This is a genomic window from Chitinophaga sp. CB10 (assembly GCA_001870995.2).
GTDB lineage: Bacteria > Bacteroidota > Bacteroidia > Chitinophagales > Chitinophagaceae > Chitinophaga.
Window position 1 is genome coordinate 94980 of record MLAV02000020.1, and the last position, 20773, is coordinate 115752.

The window sequence follows — 20773 nt, forward strand, 5'->3', positions numbered from 1 at the left end:
TGCTTCGCGCTGGTTAAAATATCTTCGTGAAGCCTTCGTACTTCACCTTCCATTGTCCATTATCCGGGAATCCGCTCTTCAGCGCAGGATCCGCCGCCGTGCCGGCGCACATCATGGCCACGGCGCTCAGCAGTCCGCCGTTGCCCGGCAGGTAGATAGTCAGGCGCTCGTCCTGGAAATTGTGCCCATTCACCAGGTAGGTGTTGGTCCGGATCGGTTTTAACAACGCCTGCACCGCCAGCTCCGGCTGGTGGAGGCGCGTGGCCGCCATGGCCGTGAGGGGGAAATCCCAGCCCCAGGTATCTTCCCATCTCCACTTATCCCATACCAGCTGCAAAGTACGCAGCATGGTAGCGGTATCCAAGGCCGGACTGCCGGGGATGCTGGCATAGGCGCCCAATACCGCCGGATGATCCCCGAGGTAACGGCTATTCGTATAGCCGTCCGGGTTGCTTTCTGCCGGCAAATACACGCCGTTCAGCACCGGCAAGGGAGCCAGCCCGGCGCAAACGGCATCCCATTTGGCTACCCGCGGCAAGCCGGCTCTTTCCCGCCACTGTTGCGCGGTTTGCAATGCCCAATGCCAATAGGCCAGTTCGTAGGTAGGATTATAAGTTTGTAACGGATCAAAACATTCCTGCGCAGGGATCAGGCCCGGTCCCAGGTTGTAACGGCGCCTGACGGAATCGTAGCTTGCATAATCAGCCATGAACTCCGCGGTTTTAAACACCAGGTCCGCATATTTTTTGATCACCGCAGGGGACTCCTGGCGGCTCCTGTACAACAACTCCGTCATGTATATAAAGTGCGGCTGCTGCCATAACAGGAACGCCCCTACGGAGGAAGGCGATTCATCCCCGCTGTGGTCCACCATCTTCTGCCAGCGCAGGCCGCTGTAATGCTGCCGTTGCGCCAGCTGCTCCGCCTTGGCAGATACCGTACGGTACCAGTCCAGGCTTTTTTCCATCAGCTCCGGCCGGCCCCACAACGCAAAATGCACGGCATGCCACCAGTGCATTTCCAGGTGAGGTTTGCCGTACCAGCTGTTATAGGTAAGCCCCGTTTCCTGCGGCGGAAAATTACCGGCGCATTGCAGCCTGGTCAGGTATTGGGATAACACCACCCTGCGCTCTATTTCCTTCGCACGGGGGTCCGTACTGCCGGCAAAATCAACCGCGGCGCCGCTTTCCCAGAACGCTTTCCAACCGGCGGCACTGCTCTCTTCCACGGCTGCTGCTGATAAGCGTTTAAATGAGGGCTGGGGCATAAAGGATACCACGAATGCAAAGGCAGCAGGCCGCGCGGGTGTTACCGCATAAACGTTGTCCCCTGCCCGGGCGACCTTAGTTTCTCCCCCTATATTTATAAACCATTTATTGGTGTCCGCTGTACAAGCTATCGTGCTACCATTTAACGCGGTAGTTAATTTCGTATAGCCTTTGAAGTTATCATTCACATCTTTCCATCCGCCGGTGGGCGCTGCCACACGCACCAGTACTTTCAGCCTGCCGGCGGCCACCAGGGGCGATTTCACTCGGAACCCAACGGCATCGCCGGATTGGTGGCAACTGGTGATAACCTCCACCGGCGTGCCTTCCACCGTGAAGCGACTCGTAATAATTCCTGTATAGAGGTCCAGCTGCTGACGGATATTTTTGATATCCGCCGCCGTAGCCACCTGCCTGTTTTGCAGCAAGATTTCCAGCCCTACGCTCCCGAGCTGCAGCCGGTGAGGATTTACGCGGAAGTATTCCACCGCCTCCTTACTGCGCTCGGGAGATTTCACCTGTACGGAATACGGCCGGTCCTGGCCCTGCAAATGATAGCTTTTTAAGGTTTCCTCAAATTTGTATTGGTTGGTATTGGGGAAGCTGTGCCAGCCCCATTCCGACTGCGTCCCCAGCGGCACGCCACCGGCGTACAGCGCAGGAAACGTCTGCATGCCGGTAGCATCCACGGTAAACGCAAAGCGGCCGTTGCCTACTGACAGCGACGACAAGCTGTCTATCTGCCGTACCTCCACGTTGTGGCGGCTGACTACTTCGTGGCGATTGATACGCTGCGCCTGGGCGGCGTAAGCCATACCCAGCAAAAGCGCGATCATATAGGTTCTCATAATAACTCGTTTACCTTCGGTCTGTTGAACTGTTGCGCCTTCTCTGTTGATTTAGGCAGTCCGAAATAGAAAAATAAAGTACGTGTATGCATGCCCGTTGGATGGTTCAACTCACTGGCCGGGCCAAGTGCAGCGGTACCGTTCGTAATGTTGAAGGCCAGTTTGGTACCCACCGGCGGAATGGTTTCCAAAAAGGAAATATCGCCGGGAGGCAGTCCAGGATTAGGTTTCACATCCTTCACGCCGTAGAAGTCGAACAAGCGCACATACAACCCGGGGTCGGAAGTGCCGGCATAAAACTTACCCTGCACCGTGTTAAACTCCATCCATACCACATCGGAAAAATACCCCTTAAACTCCGGGAACTGCCAGGGGGCGGAACCTGCGGAAGCGTTGTTATAAGCATTCTCCCAAACGTTGAGCGTCACACCCTGCAGCCTGTTCTTCCACACGCGGTAAGGGCCTTTGCCCAGCCATTTCGCGCTGAGCATGTATTGCTCCGGATAGTTGAAGCTCACGCCCGCAAAAGGCGCGTCGCGCTTCAATTCCCAGTTGTACTCCATGCGCAGCCAGCCGTTATTGTCCATATACCATTTCACTTCCTTCATATCGCCGTTGTAGTGAAACACAACGGTATCGCCCGATAGCTGCATATCTTCCGCAGTGGCTTTGCCGGAAGTAAACACCGGGCCGCCGCTGAACGACAGGGGGTCCGCTGCGGCATTGCGCACGCTTTTGATCATACCGGTTCCCCGGTCGAAAGTAACCGTCACCTGCCCACCGGTGAGGGTGACGCTGCTATCCGTAGTCGTAATAGCGCCTGCGCCTGTGGCAGTACCGGTGAGGTCCTTCACCAACGCAGCGGCGGGCTTCACATGCCATACCCAGGTGTATAACTCATGCCCGGAAGGATCCGTAGCGGTGAGGCTCAGGGCGTCGTAATTTTTCCAATCCGCCGGCAATGCCAGGCGTATGCTGCCTTTGGCCACCGGTGCTACATCCGGCGGAGCAGCCACACCTGTTTTCATAGTCAGGTAGCCGCTCTGCGCGTCAAAGGGCTTGCGGTAATTACGCAGTTCCCATTTGTAGCTGCACTTATTCAGGTTCGTGAAATGATAGCGGTTTTCCACCGGTATCTCCCCTGAAAAATCGGCAGGGAGCTGCTGCATATCTATTTTCACGGGAGAATAAATTTCCCGCGCAGCCCAGAACCCGCCTTCCTTTTCGCGGTGCGGGCCCAGCAGGCCGTCCGGCGCGTTAATGCCGTTTACGTCAATGATATTCTGTTGATCCCTGCGTACCACGCCTTCATCCAGCATCGCCCAGATGAAGCCGCCCGCGCCCAGTTTGGCGTTCCAGTGCAGGTCCCAGAATTCTTTCAGGGCTGCAGCGCCGCCGCCATCGTCCTGCGCATGCAGGAACTCCGTTGGCATGTAAATGCTGGTATCTTCCAGGATCTTTTTTGTGCTGTAATAATCTTCGTAGTGGTTGCAGTCGATGCCGTTAAACTGGTTGCCCGGGCGGTGATGCGCATGTATAACGGGGCGGTTGGAGAGGTCGTATTTTCCGAAGTCGTCATCCAGGTCCTTGTTGTGCCCACCTTCGTTACCGTTGCTCCAAAAAATAATGCTCGGATGGTTGACGTCCCTCTCTACCATTTCCTTCACCAGCGGCTCGCCCGCCTTCGTGCTGTAAGCCTTTTGCCAGCCTGCCAGTTCATCAATCACGTAAATACCCAGGCTATCGCAGTACTCCAGGAAACGCTTATCCGGCGGGTAATGCGAGCAACGCACGGCGTTCATGTTCATCTCCCTGATCAGCAGGGCATCCTGTAACTGGATGCTGTCGTTCAGCGTACGGCCGGTTTCCGGCCAGAAGCAATGGCGGTTGATGCCTTTCATCTTCACCTTCACGCCATTCACGTAGATGCCATCCTGGCGGCGTATTTCGATCGTCCTGAAACCAAATTTTTCTGATACGGTATGCAGGGTTTTGCCGCCACGCAGCAGCTGCAGGGTGTATTTATACAGCGCCGGCGTTTCCGCGCTCCAGGTGGCAGGGTTGCTGATATTCCCTTCCAGTAAGGTTTCGGCGGATGCGGAGCCTTTTATTTCCCCTACCTTCTTTCCTGTTTTATCTGTAACAGTAGTCAGCAACACATCGCCGGGCTTTACACCGGTCAGCTCCACCTTCAAACGCAGGCTGCCATTGGCTTTAGCGTCTACCGCTACCTGCCGGATGTGAGTGGCCGGCAGTACTTCCAGGAATACGGGCCTGAATATGCCGCCAAAGATCCAGTAGTCCGCCAGGCGCTCCGCGTTATTCACGGACGCATCGGCAGACATCTTGCTCACTTTTACTTCCAGCGTATTAGCCCCGCCGTATTTCAATAACGAAGAGATGTTGTAACGGAAGCGGTAAAAGCTGCCCTGGTGGATAGCTCCGGCAGGCGTGCCGTTTATCTTCACTTCCGCATCTGTCATCACGCCATCAAAAACGATATTCACCGTTTGGCCTTTCCAGGCAGCGGGCGCCTGGAAGGTATGTTTATATAAGCCCTGCTCGTCCGCAAAGCGGAAATTTTTTCCGTAGGTTTTATAATCCCTGCCGTAGTTGTAGCTGCCAAAGCCCTGCTGCTCCCAGCAGGAGGGCACGGCTATCTTCGTCCACTCCCCGCTGTTGCGGCCGCCGGTGCAATAGAAATCCCATTGCACCGTGGTATTGTTATCCCTGCCGGAGAGGTATTGGATCAACGTGGATTGCGCATAGGCTTGCCCGCTCAGCAGCATTCCCAGCAGTACTGCCAGTTTACGTGTCATCATTGTTGCGATTTATCGGTCTTAAAATCTACCAGTTTTCGTTGAGGCGTCAGCGTTACTTTACCTAACAACCCGGAAGGGAACGGCTGCCAGCCTTTGGTGGTGAACAGTCCGTCCGCGCCGCGGTTTTCAGCAAGCCTGGCCGGCATATTGATGTTATAAAACTTCTTCCATTGCACACCTTTCTTTTCCAGCGCAATCATGCGGTTGGCCATGCCATTGGTGACGAGGATGCGCAGTTCATTATCCTCCCGGAGCGCGCCGGCAGGGATCATTACGCTGTAATCCGGTCCCAGCAGGGTTGCCAGCCTTTTGCCGTTCAGGAATACTTCCGCGCTCTCGCCTACCTTACCCAGGTCGAGTGCATAGGCATCCGCTTTTTGCTTTGGCTTTTTGATACGGATCGTATAGGCGGCCGTGCCGGAGAATTCGCTGGCATGCGCTACCTGTAAATCAGTCCAGGAGCCGGTTTTGGTAGTGAAAGTGCCCTGCGGAATTTCAGGACCTCCTTGCAGGAACTGCAGCTGCCAGTCGCCTGTAATCTCCTGCGGCTGGCCGGCGGCCACCATGTACGGATATGCCGGCGCTGTAGTTTTTTGAGAAGAAGTTTGCAGGATGCAGCTCTCCCCTGCTTTCAGGTGCATATAGACTTTTCTGCCCATGGTATGCGCTGCGCCGGCTTCCTGCGTCATCGGGCTGTATTGCACTACCGATGCAAACGGCTCGGAAAGAGTGATATAAGTGGAAATTTCTTTCCCGGTAGTGTTGGCGATGAAGTAGGTACGGCCTTTCTCCCAGCGGCGGCGCTCGAAGCTGAGGCCATTCATTTCTTCTTTTTCGATACCGGCGGCGCGCATCAATTCGCTCAGGTGGTTGTTCAGCGCAGAGTTGTGATTGGCGCTGATTTCCGCCAGTGTCTTATGAAATGCGGCGCGGTTTTGTTCCAGGTTATGATAACCGGTTACATCTGCCGGCAGGTTTTCGTAGAAGAGTATTTTCACGCCTGCTTTGGCGAGGTCATTTAGTTTTTGTAAGGTTTCCAGCGGCAGGTATTTCACATCCGCCAGCAGGATGGCTTTGTATTTACCGCCCGGCATCTGCACTTTTCCGTCGGCTGCTTTGCTTTCGAGCAGCTGCCTGTCAGACACCATGTCGAAAGTCCAGCCTTCCTTCAGCATCTCTTCTGCCACGGCTTCAAAGTAAGTACCGGAGAAGCCTTCCATGCCATCGAAGTGGTGCAGCATATCCCTGCCGGGTTGCATGTTGCGGTCGTGAAACGGAAAATACAGCAGCACGTCGTTATCGCTGCGGCCGGCCTGTAAAAAGCTCTGGCACCGCGCTACGTATTCGTTCAGCGCGGGGAAGTCCTTCCAGAAGGAGTTAGCCGGCGTGAAGTGTACGGCGGCGTAGAACAGCCAGCCGGGGTATGGTTCATTTTGCGGGGAGTAGTTGGTGCCATGGTAGAAAATGTGGTTCACACCGCCGAGGAAGTACTTATCCACGGCTTGCTTTACATCGCCCAGGGTGGATTTGAAATGTTCGCCTAACCAGGTAGCTGCTTCCGCGCTCGCAAATGGTTTACCGCTCACGTGTGCGGCAGAGGAGGCAAATTTAAAACGTAAAATTTCCGTGCCTTCCGTTTCCGGGATGTCCACCGTTTCGTACAGGTCAAAAATATTGGAAGGCGAGCCATGGCTTTGGTTGCGGATCAGCTTCCCCTGGGCTTTGGCCCAGTTATGCCAGGGCTGCGTGAATTTTTCCAGCAGCAGGTCGGAGATGGTCATGCGGTAATCGTACAGTACGCGCAGGTGCGCCTCGCTGTTGTCTTTCGCCAGCAGCAAGGGTATTACGGTACGGAGGTCGTAGCCCCGCAGGCGCTGGAACTCCTTGAAAAACTCCGGCGTCCAGTTAGCTTGTCCGCGCGCGTCGTCCACTTCGTAGGAATCGTTGAAGTAACTGCGCAGCGTAGCGGTATTCCGGCCTTTAAACGCTTCGTCAAACCTGGCGAGGTAGTGTTGCAACGCCGGCAGGCTGAAGTGGTCGATAGCCAGCCCTTCGCCGCCCGGCGCGGCCCTTTCCACCATTTTACCATGCCATCCCATAAAGAGCGCATAGAGGGTCACATCTTCGGGCGCCTTCCAGTTCAGGCTGCCGTCAGGAGTAACATAGCGGGTTACGTCCGTCATGTTGCCCTTGCTGTCGTACGCCAGTACGGAAACCAGCGGCAGCGGCTTTTTAAACCTCACCTGGTCGATGGCCAGCTCCTGCAGGTTCTTGTTGGCGCTAATGGGTTCCAGCACTTTGGTATCCGGCGGCAGCGGTTTGGGATTGGCGCTGCGCAGGATAGGCTCCTGTATGAATTCCAGTTTATCCGTGAGGGTAGTTCCTTTCTTTAATTCGATTTTTTTGTAAGCGATGTATTTGCTGGCATCCTCATTGGTCACCCAGGGGCCGCCGAAGGGCCATCCCGTACCGGTAGCCATATCGATTCCCAGCTTCAGCCGCGTAGCCTCGCTGAGCGTGTATTCCAGCATCGTCATCCAGGAAGGGGTAAGGAAAGGTCTGAATTTCGCTTCCGTTCCTTTTACCCCGTAGATGGGTGTGATTTCCAGTCCGCCTAATCCTGCTTTTGCATATTGCTCCATCGCTGCGGTCAGCCCCGCGGAGTCTACCGCGCTTCCTTCCCACCACCAGCGGGTCCATGGTTTCGCCGTTTGCGTAATGGCAGGCCATTGTACCTGGGCTTGCGCCGCGTAGCTACAAACCAGTAACGCAGCCACCTGTAATACTTTTTTCTTCATCTCAACAAAATATAAAAACATGAGCATAATTTCCCCTTGATAAAAGCAGCAAAAGCAGCAAATTACTCTGCTGCTTGTTTGCTGTGGGAATCGATAAAAATCAGAATTTGAATGGCAGGTACCAGCCTGACTTATCCATCAGCTTAGCCCTTGCTGCTTCTGCCCCGGGAACGTTGTCCTTCTTCAGTTTCCGGTAAATTTTATCCGCCAGGAACGATGGATCATTCCTGCGCAGGGCGATGCGTAACAGATCCGGCCAGCGGGTGCCTTCATAGGCGTCTTCCAGCGCCGTTTCGTTGATCAGCCCGTTTTCGATCGACAAGGTACTGTCCGCACCCGCCGCCACCGCATAGTTTTGCAGGTTGGCCCTTCTGCGGATACCGATGTTGCGGTACCATGGCGCGCGATAGTAAGGAATACCGGAGTTGCCGCTGTTCCTTGCATCAAAATTGAAAGGATATGGTTCAAATAAAGTGTTATGATAATTGGTTACATCGGAAGTAGGCGCAGGGTAAGCGCCGGCGATACCGTTGTTGAACAGCCCCCATGCCAGTAAGTGCTTACCGGCGCGGTTGGCGGCTTCCGCAAAGCGCATATGCAGGTGCGTTTGCTTAAAGAGGAACCAGGTGCTGGTTCTCTTCAGCACATCCACCGGCAACATGGTAGACCAGTTGAGATAGTTGTACAAATATTTCATGACTACCGGCTGGCCGTTGATGTTCTGGCAGGTCAGGATACCGCGGGCGTCGTAAGGCAGGCCTGGCATGGCCGGCGCGGAGCTGTTAGGCAGCTGCTGCTGGCTGTTCCAGTTGTCGAACGCCTCCTGGCTTGGCTTCACCAGGTATTGCCCGCCAATAGGGCTGAAGAGCTTCACGAAAGGATTCTCCGGCTTGAACCTGGAATCAAACGGGATAGCCCATACCCATTCCCTTTCATAACCTTTGGTATTGGCGGCCTGTTCATACATGATGCGCCATTGGGTGTTCCATACCAGCGAAGTGGCATCGCCACCGCGGCTGTAACTGATGTAATGGTCTACATCCCCGTTGGAGTCCCAGCCTACTTTGTACATCGTGAGCATGGTAGCGTCGTTGGAGTTGTTGGCAGCCGTTTCCATCACCTGGCGGTACCACGTTGCCGCCTGTACGTAGTTGCCTTTCCAGAGGTTCAGGTCGCCCAGCAAAACTTTTTTATTAATGAACCACTTGCCCGTAGGATAGCCGTCTACCGTGATATTCGGCGAAGCGCCTGCAGGATATTCATCTTTATAGGTCAGCGCTTCCGTGGTGCGGATCAGCGTATCCAGCAGCGCATCGAAGCTAAGCTTCGGAAATCTTTTCGCGTCTTTCACTTCTTCTACGGATTCCAGCGCGCCGGTCACATAGGGAATTTCCCCGTAGTGGATGCCGAGCTGCAGGTATAGGAAGCTGCGCAGGCAGGTGATGTCCGCGTAGCGCACCGCGTATTCCGACTCCTTCATCTTCTTGTCTTTCAGCATCACGTCGAAATTTTTCAACACGTCATTACAGTTCAGGATCACTTCGTAAAAAGGCCGCGGACTGGCATAAGGGTTATCCGCCGTTACGGTGTGGTTACTGAGCTGGCGCAGATATTCATCTGCATGGTCGGTATAATTCAGCATATCCGCACGCAGTTCATTCAGCAGTACATACCTTTCGGCCAGGCCCTGGAACTTGCCATAGATGCCGATTACAGCTGCATCCGCATCATATACGTTGCGGTACATCTGCGACTGGTCCAGTTCGTCCCCCGGCATTACATCCAGCATTTTCTTGCAGGAAGAAAGGACGGTACAGAAAGCGGCTGCAGATAAGAATAATATGGTGAGCTTTTTCATGCTAATCGTTTCAAAATTGTTAATAACCTAGAGGCCTATACGAATTCCCAGTGTCACATTGCGGCTGATCGGGTCCAGCCCGGTATCGATGCCTTGCGCCAGCGGACTGTTGCTGCTGCTGAACTCGGGATCGTATCCCTGGTATTTGGTGAGGGTAACGAGGTTGTTACCGATCAGGTAGATAGCCGCATTTTTAATCACTTTACGGTTCACCGGGAAGTAGTATTGCAGGGATACGGAGCGCAGGCGGAGGTAGGAACCGTCTTCGATCCAGCGGTCGCTGAAGCGGCTGTTGCCCACCGGATCGCCCCAGGTAGCTCTCGGCATTTTCGTTTGCTGCCCTTCATACTGCCAGCGGTTGTTCACGCTTTCCAGCTGGTTGCTCGCGTCAGACATAGACTCCAGCCGGTAGCGGGTATAGTTGAACACATCGTTGCCCTGGGAGAAGGTGATGAGCGCATTCAGTTCAAAACGTTTCCAGCTCACGCGGTTGCTGATACCGCCTACGTAATCCGGGTTCGGATCGCCGATGACGGTGCGGTCGTCCGCGCTGATGAGGTTATCCCCGTTCATATTTACAAAGTGGATATCCCCGGCCTGGAACGCGCGCAGGCTACCATCGGTCTGTTTGGCGTACAGCTGCTCTTTGGCGGCGTCGGCGCTGGTCGCATAAACGCCCTGCGTTTTATAACCATAGAACAGGTTTGCCGGCTGGCCGTTGGCAGTCAGGATAGTGGCGCCTGCATAATCGGTCGTGAAGGAGCCGCCAGGTACGGAGATCACTGTGTTTTTATACTTGCTCACATTCACGCCCAGGTCCCATTTCAGATTCGCTTTATCCACGATGCGGGCATTCAGGGAGAGGTCCACCCCTGTGTTTTTCATACGGCCGGCGTTGGTCAGCATTTGCTCGAAACCGCCCGCTGCCTGTACTTCTTCATACACCAGCATATTTTTGGTTTCGGATTTATAGGCGTCCACACTGAGGGAGAGGCGCTCGTTGAAGATGGCCACATCGATACCGCCATTCAGCTTCACGGATGTTTCCCATTGCAGTTCCGGGTTGGCGATGCCTTTGCGCACCAGCCCCTGCAGGCCAAGGAGGTTTTGGGTAACATACGTCTGCCGGGCGGTGTAGTTGCCGATATCATCGTTGCCGGTAACGCTGTAGGATGCACGCAGTTTCAGCAGATCGATGCCGGAACTAGCCATGAAATTTTCAGAGGACACCAGCCAGGCCCCGCCAATGGAAGGCATTACGGGGAACTTGCTGCCGTTGAAGGTCAGCCCTTCCTTCGCTTGCTTGCCAAAGCGGCTGGAGCCGTCCATGGCTACGTTGAGCGAGAGGAACAGTTTTTCGCGGAAGCCGTAGTCAGAACTCAGGTAGGTATTGATCCAGTTCCACCTGCCCATGCCGCCGCCGATCTGGCGCAGGGCAGGCACGCCGTTCTGCACACTGGTGAGGTCGTCCGTAGCGGAGTTAAAGCCCAGGGCATAATCCTGTTCGGCCTTGTTGGTTTGCGTGCGCACGCCGCCGCGTACATAGATTTTATGATCTGCGTTGAAGCGCTTGCTGTATTCGGCCCAGGTATCGTTAAAGAAAGTGAACATCCGCTTCACCTGTGTGCCCATGCGGTTTTCGGCAATGGCGTTGGATAAAGTATCCTTTACGATGCCTATGCCCGGCACGAACATATTCTCTCTCACCTTATCCAACACGATACCCACATTGGTATTCAGGTTCCAGTTCTTGCCCAGTTCATATTTAAACCCGAAGCTACCCTGGAAGCGGTAGTAAATATTGGCCCCTATCATTTTCTCAATCACCGCGGTAGGGTTGCCTACGCCCAGGATATCCACATCCGCCAGGTTCGGACTTTGTACGCCGGCGTCATTCACTTCGTGGTCCTGCAGGAAAGGGGATTTAATACGGGCGAGGAACAGTGGGGAAGTTCTGTCCGCAATGCCCTGATCCTTCAGTTGTTGCTGGTTATATGCAAAAGAGAGGTTGGCGTAACCGGTAAACCGCTGGGTAAAGTTAAAGTTAGCGTTGAAGCGGGTATTATACCTGCTCAGGTCCGTACCCTTAATGATACCCTGGTTTTTCATATAACCCATACTGAGGCCGTAGGTGGCAATGTTATCCCCACCGGTCACCTTCAGGAAGAAGTTATTGGCGAAACCATTGTCCAGCACTTTATCCTGCCAGTCGGTACTGTTATGATAGCGCGCATAACCCGGCGCGAAACGGTCATCATTCATAAAAGGCTGCGCCGCCAGTTGTTCCGGGGTCAGTCCTTTGGATTGCAGGATACCGCTCAGGTAATTGCGGTAGTCGGATGCGCCCATCACCGGCAGCCCTTTAGGCGCCATTACAAAACCGCCATACGCGCCAAAATCGATATGCGTCGCTTTATCGGCCGCACGGGAGGTAGTGATGATGATGGCGCCGTTAGCGCCTTTGGTACCGTAGACAGACGATGCGTCTTTCAGTACGGTGATGTTGTCGATATCCTTTACATCAATCAGTGATAAGGGATTGGTATAGTAGTTGGCAATAACGCTTTCGCCATAGTCGTTCGTATCAAATATCATGTTATCTACTACTACCAGCGGTTTATTTGTGGCATAGAGAGAGTTAATGCCGCGGAGGAACAGGGTAGCGCCAGCGCCGGGAGTGCCCGAGCGCCTTATGCCGTTGAGACCAGCGATCCGGCCCTGCAGTAGTTCATCTGGTAACGCGGCGTTTTGTTGCCAGCCGTCCACGTTGTATTGCTGCGCGGCGGAAGTGATATCCCGCTGCGGAATAATATTTACCGGCATGACCATACTTTCCTGGTAGCCGCTGTGAGAGGCATCCATCAATCGTACATCCACCTTCTTCCTGCCTTTCAGGGCAATCATCCGGGGCGCGTAACCTTCTCCATCCACGAGGATGGTAGCATCGTAGGAAGGAACCTCCACTTTATACTTACCGGCGGTATCGGTAATCGCGGCAGAAAAATCCTGCACGGATACGTGCACGCCTATCGCGGGTTTGCCGGTGGCGGCATCGAGTATCCTGCCGGAAACCGTCTGGTTATGCTTACCGGTAGCTTGTTGTTTTTTGGCGGTGTTATCCGCGGCCGACTGTGCAGCCGCAGTGACAGTGATCAGCAGCAAAGCCGCGCCACATAATAGTTTTATGCCGTTGTATTTATATTTCTGCTGCATAATTAATTGAATGAAGGTTCAATCCTGATATAATCACATACCACCGGATTAGTGGTGGCGGTGGTATTCGCGGCCGCTGTAAGGAAGATGCTCATGGCGGCTTTATAGCGGTCCACCGTAAACTCGCCGAGGTACACTTCCGAATAATTATTAGGCGTTACGGTAATGTACGGCAGCACGGTACTGGTAGCGCTGTCTATCCCCAGCTTCTGGGTAAAGTTGGTCGTCATCCAGTCGTTTACCGCCACCCAGTAGGCTTTGTATTTCATGCTGGGCACATTGGTAATACGGTAGCCAAGATTGAAACCACTGATGCCATGGTTATATACCAGCACATCTTTAAAAGGCACGCCGGCCGGCGTCAGCCTGTCGCGGAAGTAAGTATTGCCGGTCTTGTTGTTGCTGGCGAAGCTGTAGTTTTCCGCTTCTATATACCACTGTTTGAATTTATTTTTCGGGGAGATATCCACTTTGCCCATTATGAAAATGGTACCGTTACTGGCAGCAATCGTCTTCTTAATCTGCGCGCCTTCTACGGGTATCTTCACTTTAAATTTGGACAGCACGGTATCGGGAATGTTATCCGCCGTATAGACGCCTTCCGCCGCCAGGTCCTTCAGCACTTCCCATTTGGCCAGCGAAGCGGTGGTATCCATACCGCCGGTGACGAAGTAAGGGTAGTAGGATTGCGTGGCCGCCTGCCAGGCCGCATCTTCGAGGATGAATACGGCAAAGCGTTTGGACTCATCCCGCAGGTCGTACACGCGCTGCCAGAAGAGGTTGGTATTGATAGAATCCGTACCGGGCTTGTAAATAGGCTTGCCGGTATTAGGGTCCACCCCTATCTGCACGGCATTGGTAGGATCAAATACATTCCTGAAAAGGGACAGCATGTAGGCTTTCTGTTCCGCCGGGATGCTGCTGTTGCCGGCGATGGTTTCCCAGCAGTTATCCGCCACGGGCAGCAGGCTGCTGATTACGTGGTACACGCCGTTTTTAGCCGGTTTGTTGGCGCTGGTGATGGCAGCGTTACCCATTACCGCGGCATGCAGCAGGTGATATTTTCCATTCAGCATTTGCAGGTAGGTGGAAGCGGTATCTTCCGCCTTGCTGTTCCAGGCCTGCAAGGTGATGTAGTTGGAAACAAATTGTTTCAGCTTTGCGGGATCATTTGCCACGCCGGCATCCAGTTTGGCAACGGCGTCGTTATCCGGCGCAAACACTGTGTACACTTTGGAAGAAGTAAGTACTGTGTCCAGCCCTGATTTTTTCACCAGCTCGGCAAACTTACTGGTGGAAGGCTCCGCAGCGATGCGCTCCATCAGGGTTTGTTTCAGCGCAGGGTCGTTGACCGTGATGCTGTCTTCCCATTTTTTACAGCTTTGCAGCAGTACTGCACAGCATAGTAAAGGGAGTAAGGTATATGCGATCGTCTTATATGACATCATAATTTCTTTTTTATTGGAATATTTGGGTACCGTCTGGCTTGAACCTTGGGAATATCTGGTTTTCATCCACCGGGATAAAGTGGATCATATCCAGGTAGTTATCGTTTTGCGTACCGTTGATCGGATTGATGCGGATGACCTGGCGGTCGGTGGTGGTGAACTCATAGGTTCCTACCAGCCTGCCCACCATCTGCGATGCGCTGTTTTCAGTGTACTGTTTGTAACCGATCGCTTCCAGCTCGGCAGCGGTGCCTGTCGGGCGTTTTACAACGAAGTTGAACGTGCGCGGCATGAGCGTGCCGTTCACATATACTTCGCAGAGCTGTTGGGAGCTGGTAGACTGGTTACGCGCGGAGTAGCAAATCCAGATCTTATACTTTCCTTTTACGATCGGCGGCGTGCGCAGCTCCAGGTAGGTAGGGCGGTTCGGTAATCCCAGCGGCATTTTGATCGCATCCTGGTAATTGCAGTACTGCCCGATGCTCACGGTAGGCCCGTAGTAGTAGGTCAGCACATTGGTGCCGGCCAGTGCGCCCCAGCCCCAGGTGATATCTTTCAACGGCTGATCGGCCTCGCTTTGTCTGACAAAATCCTTGGATGATTTCCGGTAGATGGCAGGGAGTTTCAATATCTCTTCAAAAGTGGCCACATCCCAATACACTGCCGTTGGCTTGCGGTATTTCACCTGGTAGTGCGCCTGGATGGAATGCCATACGCCGTTGGTGGCGGCATTGTCGCTGCCGGCGCGGTCGATGGTCATGCCTTTTTCGAGCACGCCGTTGAAGACGTTTTCATTTACGACTACATTCTGATTTATAAGTTGAGTGCTGATCACTTCCTGCGGTTGCAGGGTCTGGTGGGATGGGGAGGTAATAATATCTCCCAAAAACTTAATCCCGCTCAGGATATGATAAGCCATATACATGTGCAGGCTATCATTGGCGCCCGCCGGGTTGCCGGTATGGCTGTAGCGTGCTTTCAGGTCCGCGAAGGAGAAAATGCCGCTGTCCGCCAGGGCCTTGTTGCTTTCCGCAATCACGGTCATCCAGCGTTTGGAGGTATCCGGATTCACGGTATTGAGCAGGTCATAATAACCGGTGGCTTTCATCGCTTCCACGAAAATGCTGTATTCGGGTTTGGCGGCCAGCTCTTCTGCAATGCTTTGCTTAGCCGGCTCCAACACCTGGTCTATCACGTGGATCATGCCATTGCCCACCCGCACGTTGGAGCGGGTAACGGCGCCCTGCCGGTTGATCAGGTAGCTCGAACCTCTTTCCCCCGCGGCCACGCCTGTTACCAGGAACTGGCCATACATGGTCGGAACGGGCAGCTTGCCGTCTTTAAACGAAGCGGTGGTCAGGGTATCGTTGAGGAGATGGAATTTCACCATATCCTGCAGGGTACTGATGTCGGCGGCTTCTACATTGCTGGCCTTGATCTTGCTCAGCCATAATTGCACAGCGCTGTTGGTTGGTACAAAACAGGTATAGGCGCCATAGGCGTTCAGGAAATCGCTGTAGCCTGCGCGCACCAGCACTTTTTCGAACAGGGAGAAGGAATCCGGATGCTGACGCAGGTATCCAACTATATTCACATCCTCCGTAGTACTCTGTTTGAGCGTAGTTTTGGTGCAGGCGGCAAATACACCGCAAATAAGCGCCATCGTGTAAAACAGTTTCTTGGTCATAACGTGCGGTTGAATTATTTATAGAATGGATTCTGCACGAGCAGCTTGTTCGTCTGTAATTCGTATAGGTAAATCGGCATAAAAAGGCTGTTCCTGTCTCTTAACTTACCAAAGGCCGACTGCTGCATATCCGGTGGAATACTCTTGGATGCGGCATTGATCAGGTAGCGCAACCCGGCGAAGTTGTTACGTTTCGCGTTTCTAACGAGGTCGTACCAGCGTTTGCCTTCAAAGGCAAACTCCCTGGCGCGTTCCTGCAGGATGAAGTCCTCCATGCTGGATTTGCTGGTGCTGTCCATCGCATCGCCGAAGTCGAGCGCGGTAGCCCGCTCCCGGATGGTTTTCACAATACGGGAAGCTTCCAGCGGCTGATCCAGCTGGTTGATGGCTTCGGCTTTCATCAGCAGGATGTCCGCATAGCGGTAAAATATCCAGTGCGCGAATGATTGGTCGGCCGTACGCATCGCCGTACCTGCATCATTTGCGCCGATGTATTTCCAGATGGTGCCATCTTCCGCACGCAGCGCCATGCCATCTCCGCGCTTATCCTTCTGCGGGATGGTATTGACCAGGTCCACGCCGTACACTTCCTCCATGAGGTGCGAGGCAGCGCCCCAGCGGCGGGAGTTGGAAGCAAAGATGTTAAAGAAGGGATTCAGTTTTTGTGCATCGTACTGCAATTCAAATATGCTCTCCACGGAATTGCCTGTCCAGAACAAGGCATTGAACAGCGAGTTTTCCTGGCTGACCAGTCCGTACCGGCCGGAGGCAATTACTTTATCGCATTCGGCGGCGCACTCGGCATATTTCTCCATCCACAGGTAAGTATCCGCAAGGATGGCGCAGGCAGTGTATTTCGTAGCGCGGCCACGATCCACAGCGCTGTTGCCATAGCTATCCGGCAGCAGGTTCTCCGCCGCTTTCAGGTCGGAAACGATCTGGTTCAGGATGTCTTCCGATGGGCTCTTCGCCATGGACGACAGGTCGTTGTCGCTCAGCGTAGGTTCCAGTTTCAGGGGCACCTGGTCAAAGGTGCGCACCAGGTAAAAGTACATCAGTCCGCGGATCGTAAGCGCCTCTCCCACTGCGCGGTTGAGCATATCCTGGGTAAAGGTGTTATCCTCATTCAGCACATTGGGCGCCAGCTTGATAACGGTATTGCAATAGTTGATGGTTTCGTAAAATGTTCTCCAATTGGCGAAAGTATTTGTAGGCAGGATATTCATGTTGACCATATCCGTTTCATTGGCGGATATCCTGAATCCCGGCGTTACCATATCCGCCCGGGCTTCGCCCCATACGAAGAGGTACTCCGGCATGGCGAGCGTTTTGCCGGAAGTATTATCCAGCATACTGGCGTAGATGCCGGTAACGGCGGCGGCCACCTGTTCTTTCGTTTTCCAGAAATCTTCCCGCACCAGGCCGTCCTGTGGTTTCAGTTCCAGCCATTTATTACAGGATGCGGTACCTGCCAGTACAACGATGGTGGAAATATATATCAGCAACTGCTTCATATCGCATATCTTTTTTAGGATCAAAAGTTGGCCATCAAACCGAGCACATAGTTCTTGGATGGCGGCGTCATGGAGTTGTCGGTAGCGACGCGGAATGGATCAGATCCGATAGGCGACACTTCCGGGTCCTGGCCGGTGTATTTCGTAAGGGTGAAGAGGTTCTCCGCGGTAAAGTACACGTTGAGTGACTTCATCTTCAATTTCTTCAGCTGTTTGCTGTCAAACGTATAGCGCACGGTAAACTGCCTGAAACGCAGGTACGATGCATCTTCCACATACCTGTCGCTACCCAGCCAGTTGTAGGCGCCACCGATCACCGCGCGCGGCATATCGGTCACATCGCCTTCTTTGCGCCACCTGCGCAGTACGGCCGTACTCTGGTTGTCGAACCGGTACATGTTGGTCGTATTCATCTTCGTGGCGTTCACGATATCGTAATTCAAACGGAAGTTGAAAAAGGTGGAGATGTTGATTTTGCCTTTCCAGTTTACAGATGGTCCGAAACCACCGTTGAGCTTAGGGTTGCTGTTACCCAGGTACACCACGTCCATATAGTTGATGTTGCCATCATGGTTGATGTCCTCATAGATCGCGTCGCCCGGCTGGAACACGTAATCCACCGTTGGGTAGTTGAACCGCATCCGCACCACTTCCCCGTTGGGCCCGATGATAGGCTTTCCGGATTCGCCCCGGGCAACAGTCGCTTCCTTATCTGCATAAACGCCTTTGTAACGATAGCCGTAGAAGGAGCCGAAAGGATTATCCACCTGCAGCAGGCTCATATAGCTGCCGAGCGCTGTTACATCCCCTTTGCTGCTGGGATAGAACTCGGAGATACTGCGGATGATATTTTCGTTTTTAGCCAGGTTCAGGTCAAATCTGACCGTCCAGTCTTTAGACTTGTAAGGGGTGGTGAAGACGGCAATTTCCCAACCCTGGTTATCCATCGTACCCACGTTCATATTCACAGCGGTATAGCCATTTTGGGAAGCTACCTGCAGGTTAGGCATGTACATATCTTTCGTGCGCTTGCGGTACACCTCCGCATCCAGGCGGAAGCGGCCTTTGAGGAAGGAGGCGTTTACCCCCAGGTTACCGATGCTAACTGTTTGCCAGCGCAGGTTCTGTAATTCCATGGAAGAGGGATAAATAGCGCTTTCCCCCATATAACTCCATCCCACGGTGGAATAGCGGTTGTAGAAACCGTAGTCCATAGAGGGCGACTGCCCTGCCAGACCATAGGAAGCACGGAAGCTCAGGTCATCCAGTTTCTTGTTATAGCGTTGCATGAATTTCTCTCCGGATAAACGCCAGCGGGCGCCCACTGAAGGAAAGTAGCCGTAGCGGTATTGCGGGCCAAAACGGGAGCTGCCATCCATGCGAATGGTACCCATGAGCATGTAGCGGTCGTCCCAGCCGTATTGCGCAGTGAGCGCCGCGCCGATGCTGCGGGTCTGGGAAGTGGTGTTCACCGCTTTCAACTCCTCGTTTTGCGTACGGCCGCCGGCGGAAGGATCTACCAGCAGCGAAGAAGCCGTATTGGAGATCATTACTTCCTGGTTGACGTTCCTGCCGTCATCGGTGATGATATTCAGGAAGCCGGAGAATTCATGTTTTTCATTTTTAAAGCGGGGCGTGTACTCCATGGTGAGTTTGGAGGTGACGCCAAAGAGATCGATGTCCCCGTCGTAGGCGCGGTTAACCACCGTTTCCGTATAGGGGCGGCCGGTAGCGATCTGCGGCAGGAAGCTGGTATTTTTGGTATTGTAAATATCGAACTGTACATCCACGATAGCGCGCAGGACATCCTGCAGGATATTGTACTGCATCTGGAAGCGCGGCACCACGCGCTCGCCGAGTACGCCGTATTTTGCCTCCTTCGCCATGGCAACGGGGTTGTATATACGGGAATACTGGCCCTGCACGTTGGATGCGGGGGAGAAATAGTTAGGCGTGATATTACCCTGCTCATCATATTCAAACACGCTCATGTTCGGCATCTTCAGGTAGGCAACGCCCCTGATGGCGCCATCGGAGCTGCTCATATAGTTGCGGCTCTGGTCCGTATGCGTGTAGGCAATGCTGGTGAAGATTTTTATTTTTTCAGAGATGTAATAGTCCAGGTTGATACGCGTGTTCAGGCGCTGCAGGCTGGTACCAATGGTCGTACCGGTTTGGTTAAAGAAGCCTACGGAGGCATAGTACCGGGCCTTTTCACCTCCGCCGTTCATGCTGATGGTATGATCCTGAATATATCCCGTCCTGGAAATCGCATCGATCCAGTTGGTGTTGTTGCTATAGTTCTTATACCAGTAAGGATCGTTTACATCGTAGTTAAATTCCCTTACGGAGGTAGTATTCAGCGCGGTACCCTGCAGGTTGATGTAAGCTTCGGGGATCAGGGTGGAGTACTGATCACCGTTGAGCATAGGGATGGGGTCCGGCAGTTTGGACATGGTGCCTTTGAACGAGTAGGTAATGGAAGGCTTGCCGATGCCGCCGCGTTTGGTGGTGATCACCAGTACCCCGTTTGCTGCGCGGGCGCCCCAGATGGCGGTGGCCGCGGCATCTTTCAGTACGGAGATGTCCTTGATGTCCGCCGGCGCAATGTTCAGTAACTGTGCGTAGCCCTGTTCATCCGCGCTGCCGAAGTTGAAATCGCTCGGTATTTCCGTTTGATAAGGCATACCATCCACGATGATCAGCGGGTTGCTGTTGCCGCTGAGGGACGATACCCCACGGATACGGATACTCATGGCAGCGCCGGGATCGCCGCTGCTGGCCGTGATGTCCACCCCGCTCAAACGGCCCTGCAGGGCCTGATCGATACTGGATGCCGGCATTTCTTCCAGCTCCTTCGCATCGATTTTGGAAATAGCCATGGTAGATTTCCTGTCCGGAATGCTCACCATACCGTTGGAGGTAGTAGCCCTGGCGGATACGCTGAACTCTTTCAGATCAGTGGAGCCGGAGCCCAGCTGGATGTTGATGGTCGTGCGGCCGTTGATGGCATCGCTGAAAGTAGCGTAACCGATGAAAGAGGCCGTGATACGGTTTCTCAGGCTGGTGGCCTTGAGGGCGTACTGGCCGTTAAGGTCGGTAGTGGTGCCTTTCAGCACGCGGCCATCTGCGTCCACTTCCATGATCGTTACGCCAATCAATGCTTCTTTAGTGCGTTTATCTGTTACCTTTCCTTTTATAAGTATGGAGGTAGCCGCAGTAGCCGGGGCCTGTGCCGCAGCGCTTCCTGTAAGGAACAGCACTGCGCACAATAAGGGGAGAATTGTAAATAGTTTTCGCATACTAAACTGGTATTG

General features: G+C 53.7%; 9 protein-coding genes. All 9 read right to left on the reverse strand.

What is annotated here, in order from left to right; translation table 11 throughout:
* Positions 1-13 precede the first annotated feature (13 nt).
* Entirely contained in the window at positions 14-2116 is a 2103-nt protein-coding gene (locus tag BOC67_RS22575; RefSeq protein WP_291913931.1) for a hypothetical protein, read from the reverse strand.
* Positions 2113-4938 carry a glycoside hydrolase family 2 TIM barrel-domain containing protein gene (locus BOC67_RS22580; RefSeq protein WP_291913933.1) on the reverse strand — a complete coding sequence of 942 codons (2826 nt, stop codon included), beginning with the start codon at positions 4936-4938 and terminating at the stop codon, positions 2113-2115. The genes BOC67_RS22575 and BOC67_RS22580 overlap by 4 nt, the downstream gene beginning before the upstream one ends.
* The gene (locus BOC67_RS22585; RefSeq protein ID WP_291913935.1) at positions 4935-7736 is read right to left on the reverse strand and encodes a glycosyl hydrolase; all 2802 of its coding nucleotides are present in this window, start codon (positions 7734-7736) and stop codon (positions 4935-4937) included. The genes BOC67_RS22580 and BOC67_RS22585 overlap by 4 nt, the downstream gene beginning before the upstream one ends.
* 100 nt (positions 7737-7836) lie before the next feature.
* Complete coding sequence (locus tag BOC67_RS22590) at positions 7837-9594, reverse strand: RagB/SusD family protein (RefSeq protein WP_291913938.1); 1758 nt, start codon at positions 9592-9594, stop codon at positions 7837-7839.
* 27 nt (positions 9595-9621) lie between these two features.
* The gene (locus tag BOC67_RS22595) at positions 9622-12807 is read right to left on the reverse strand and encodes a SusC/RagA family TonB-linked outer membrane protein (protein WP_291913940.1); all 3186 of its coding nucleotides are present in this window, start codon (positions 12805-12807) and stop codon (positions 9622-9624) included.
* Positions 12808-12809: 2 nt separating this feature from the next.
* Positions 12810-14255, reverse strand: a complete 1446-nt coding sequence (locus BOC67_RS22600) for a fasciclin domain-containing protein (protein ID WP_291913942.1) — start codon at positions 14253-14255, stop codon at positions 12810-12812.
* Positions 14256-14265: 10 nt separating this feature from the next.
* A complete protein-coding gene (locus BOC67_RS22605; protein WP_291913944.1) occupies positions 14266-15942 on the reverse strand; it encodes a fasciclin domain-containing protein in 1677 nt (558 codons plus the stop codon).
* Positions 15943-15956: 14 nt separating this feature from the next.
* The gene (locus BOC67_RS22610; protein WP_291913947.1) at positions 15957-17456 is read right to left on the reverse strand and encodes a RagB/SusD family nutrient uptake outer membrane protein; all 1500 of its coding nucleotides are present in this window, start codon (positions 17454-17456) and stop codon (positions 15957-15959) included.
* 20 nt (positions 17457-17476) lie between these two features.
* Entirely contained in the window at positions 17477-20758 is a 3282-nt protein-coding gene (locus tag BOC67_RS22615; protein ID WP_291913949.1) for a SusC/RagA family TonB-linked outer membrane protein, read from the reverse strand.
* Positions 20759-20773: the final 15 nt, after the last annotated feature.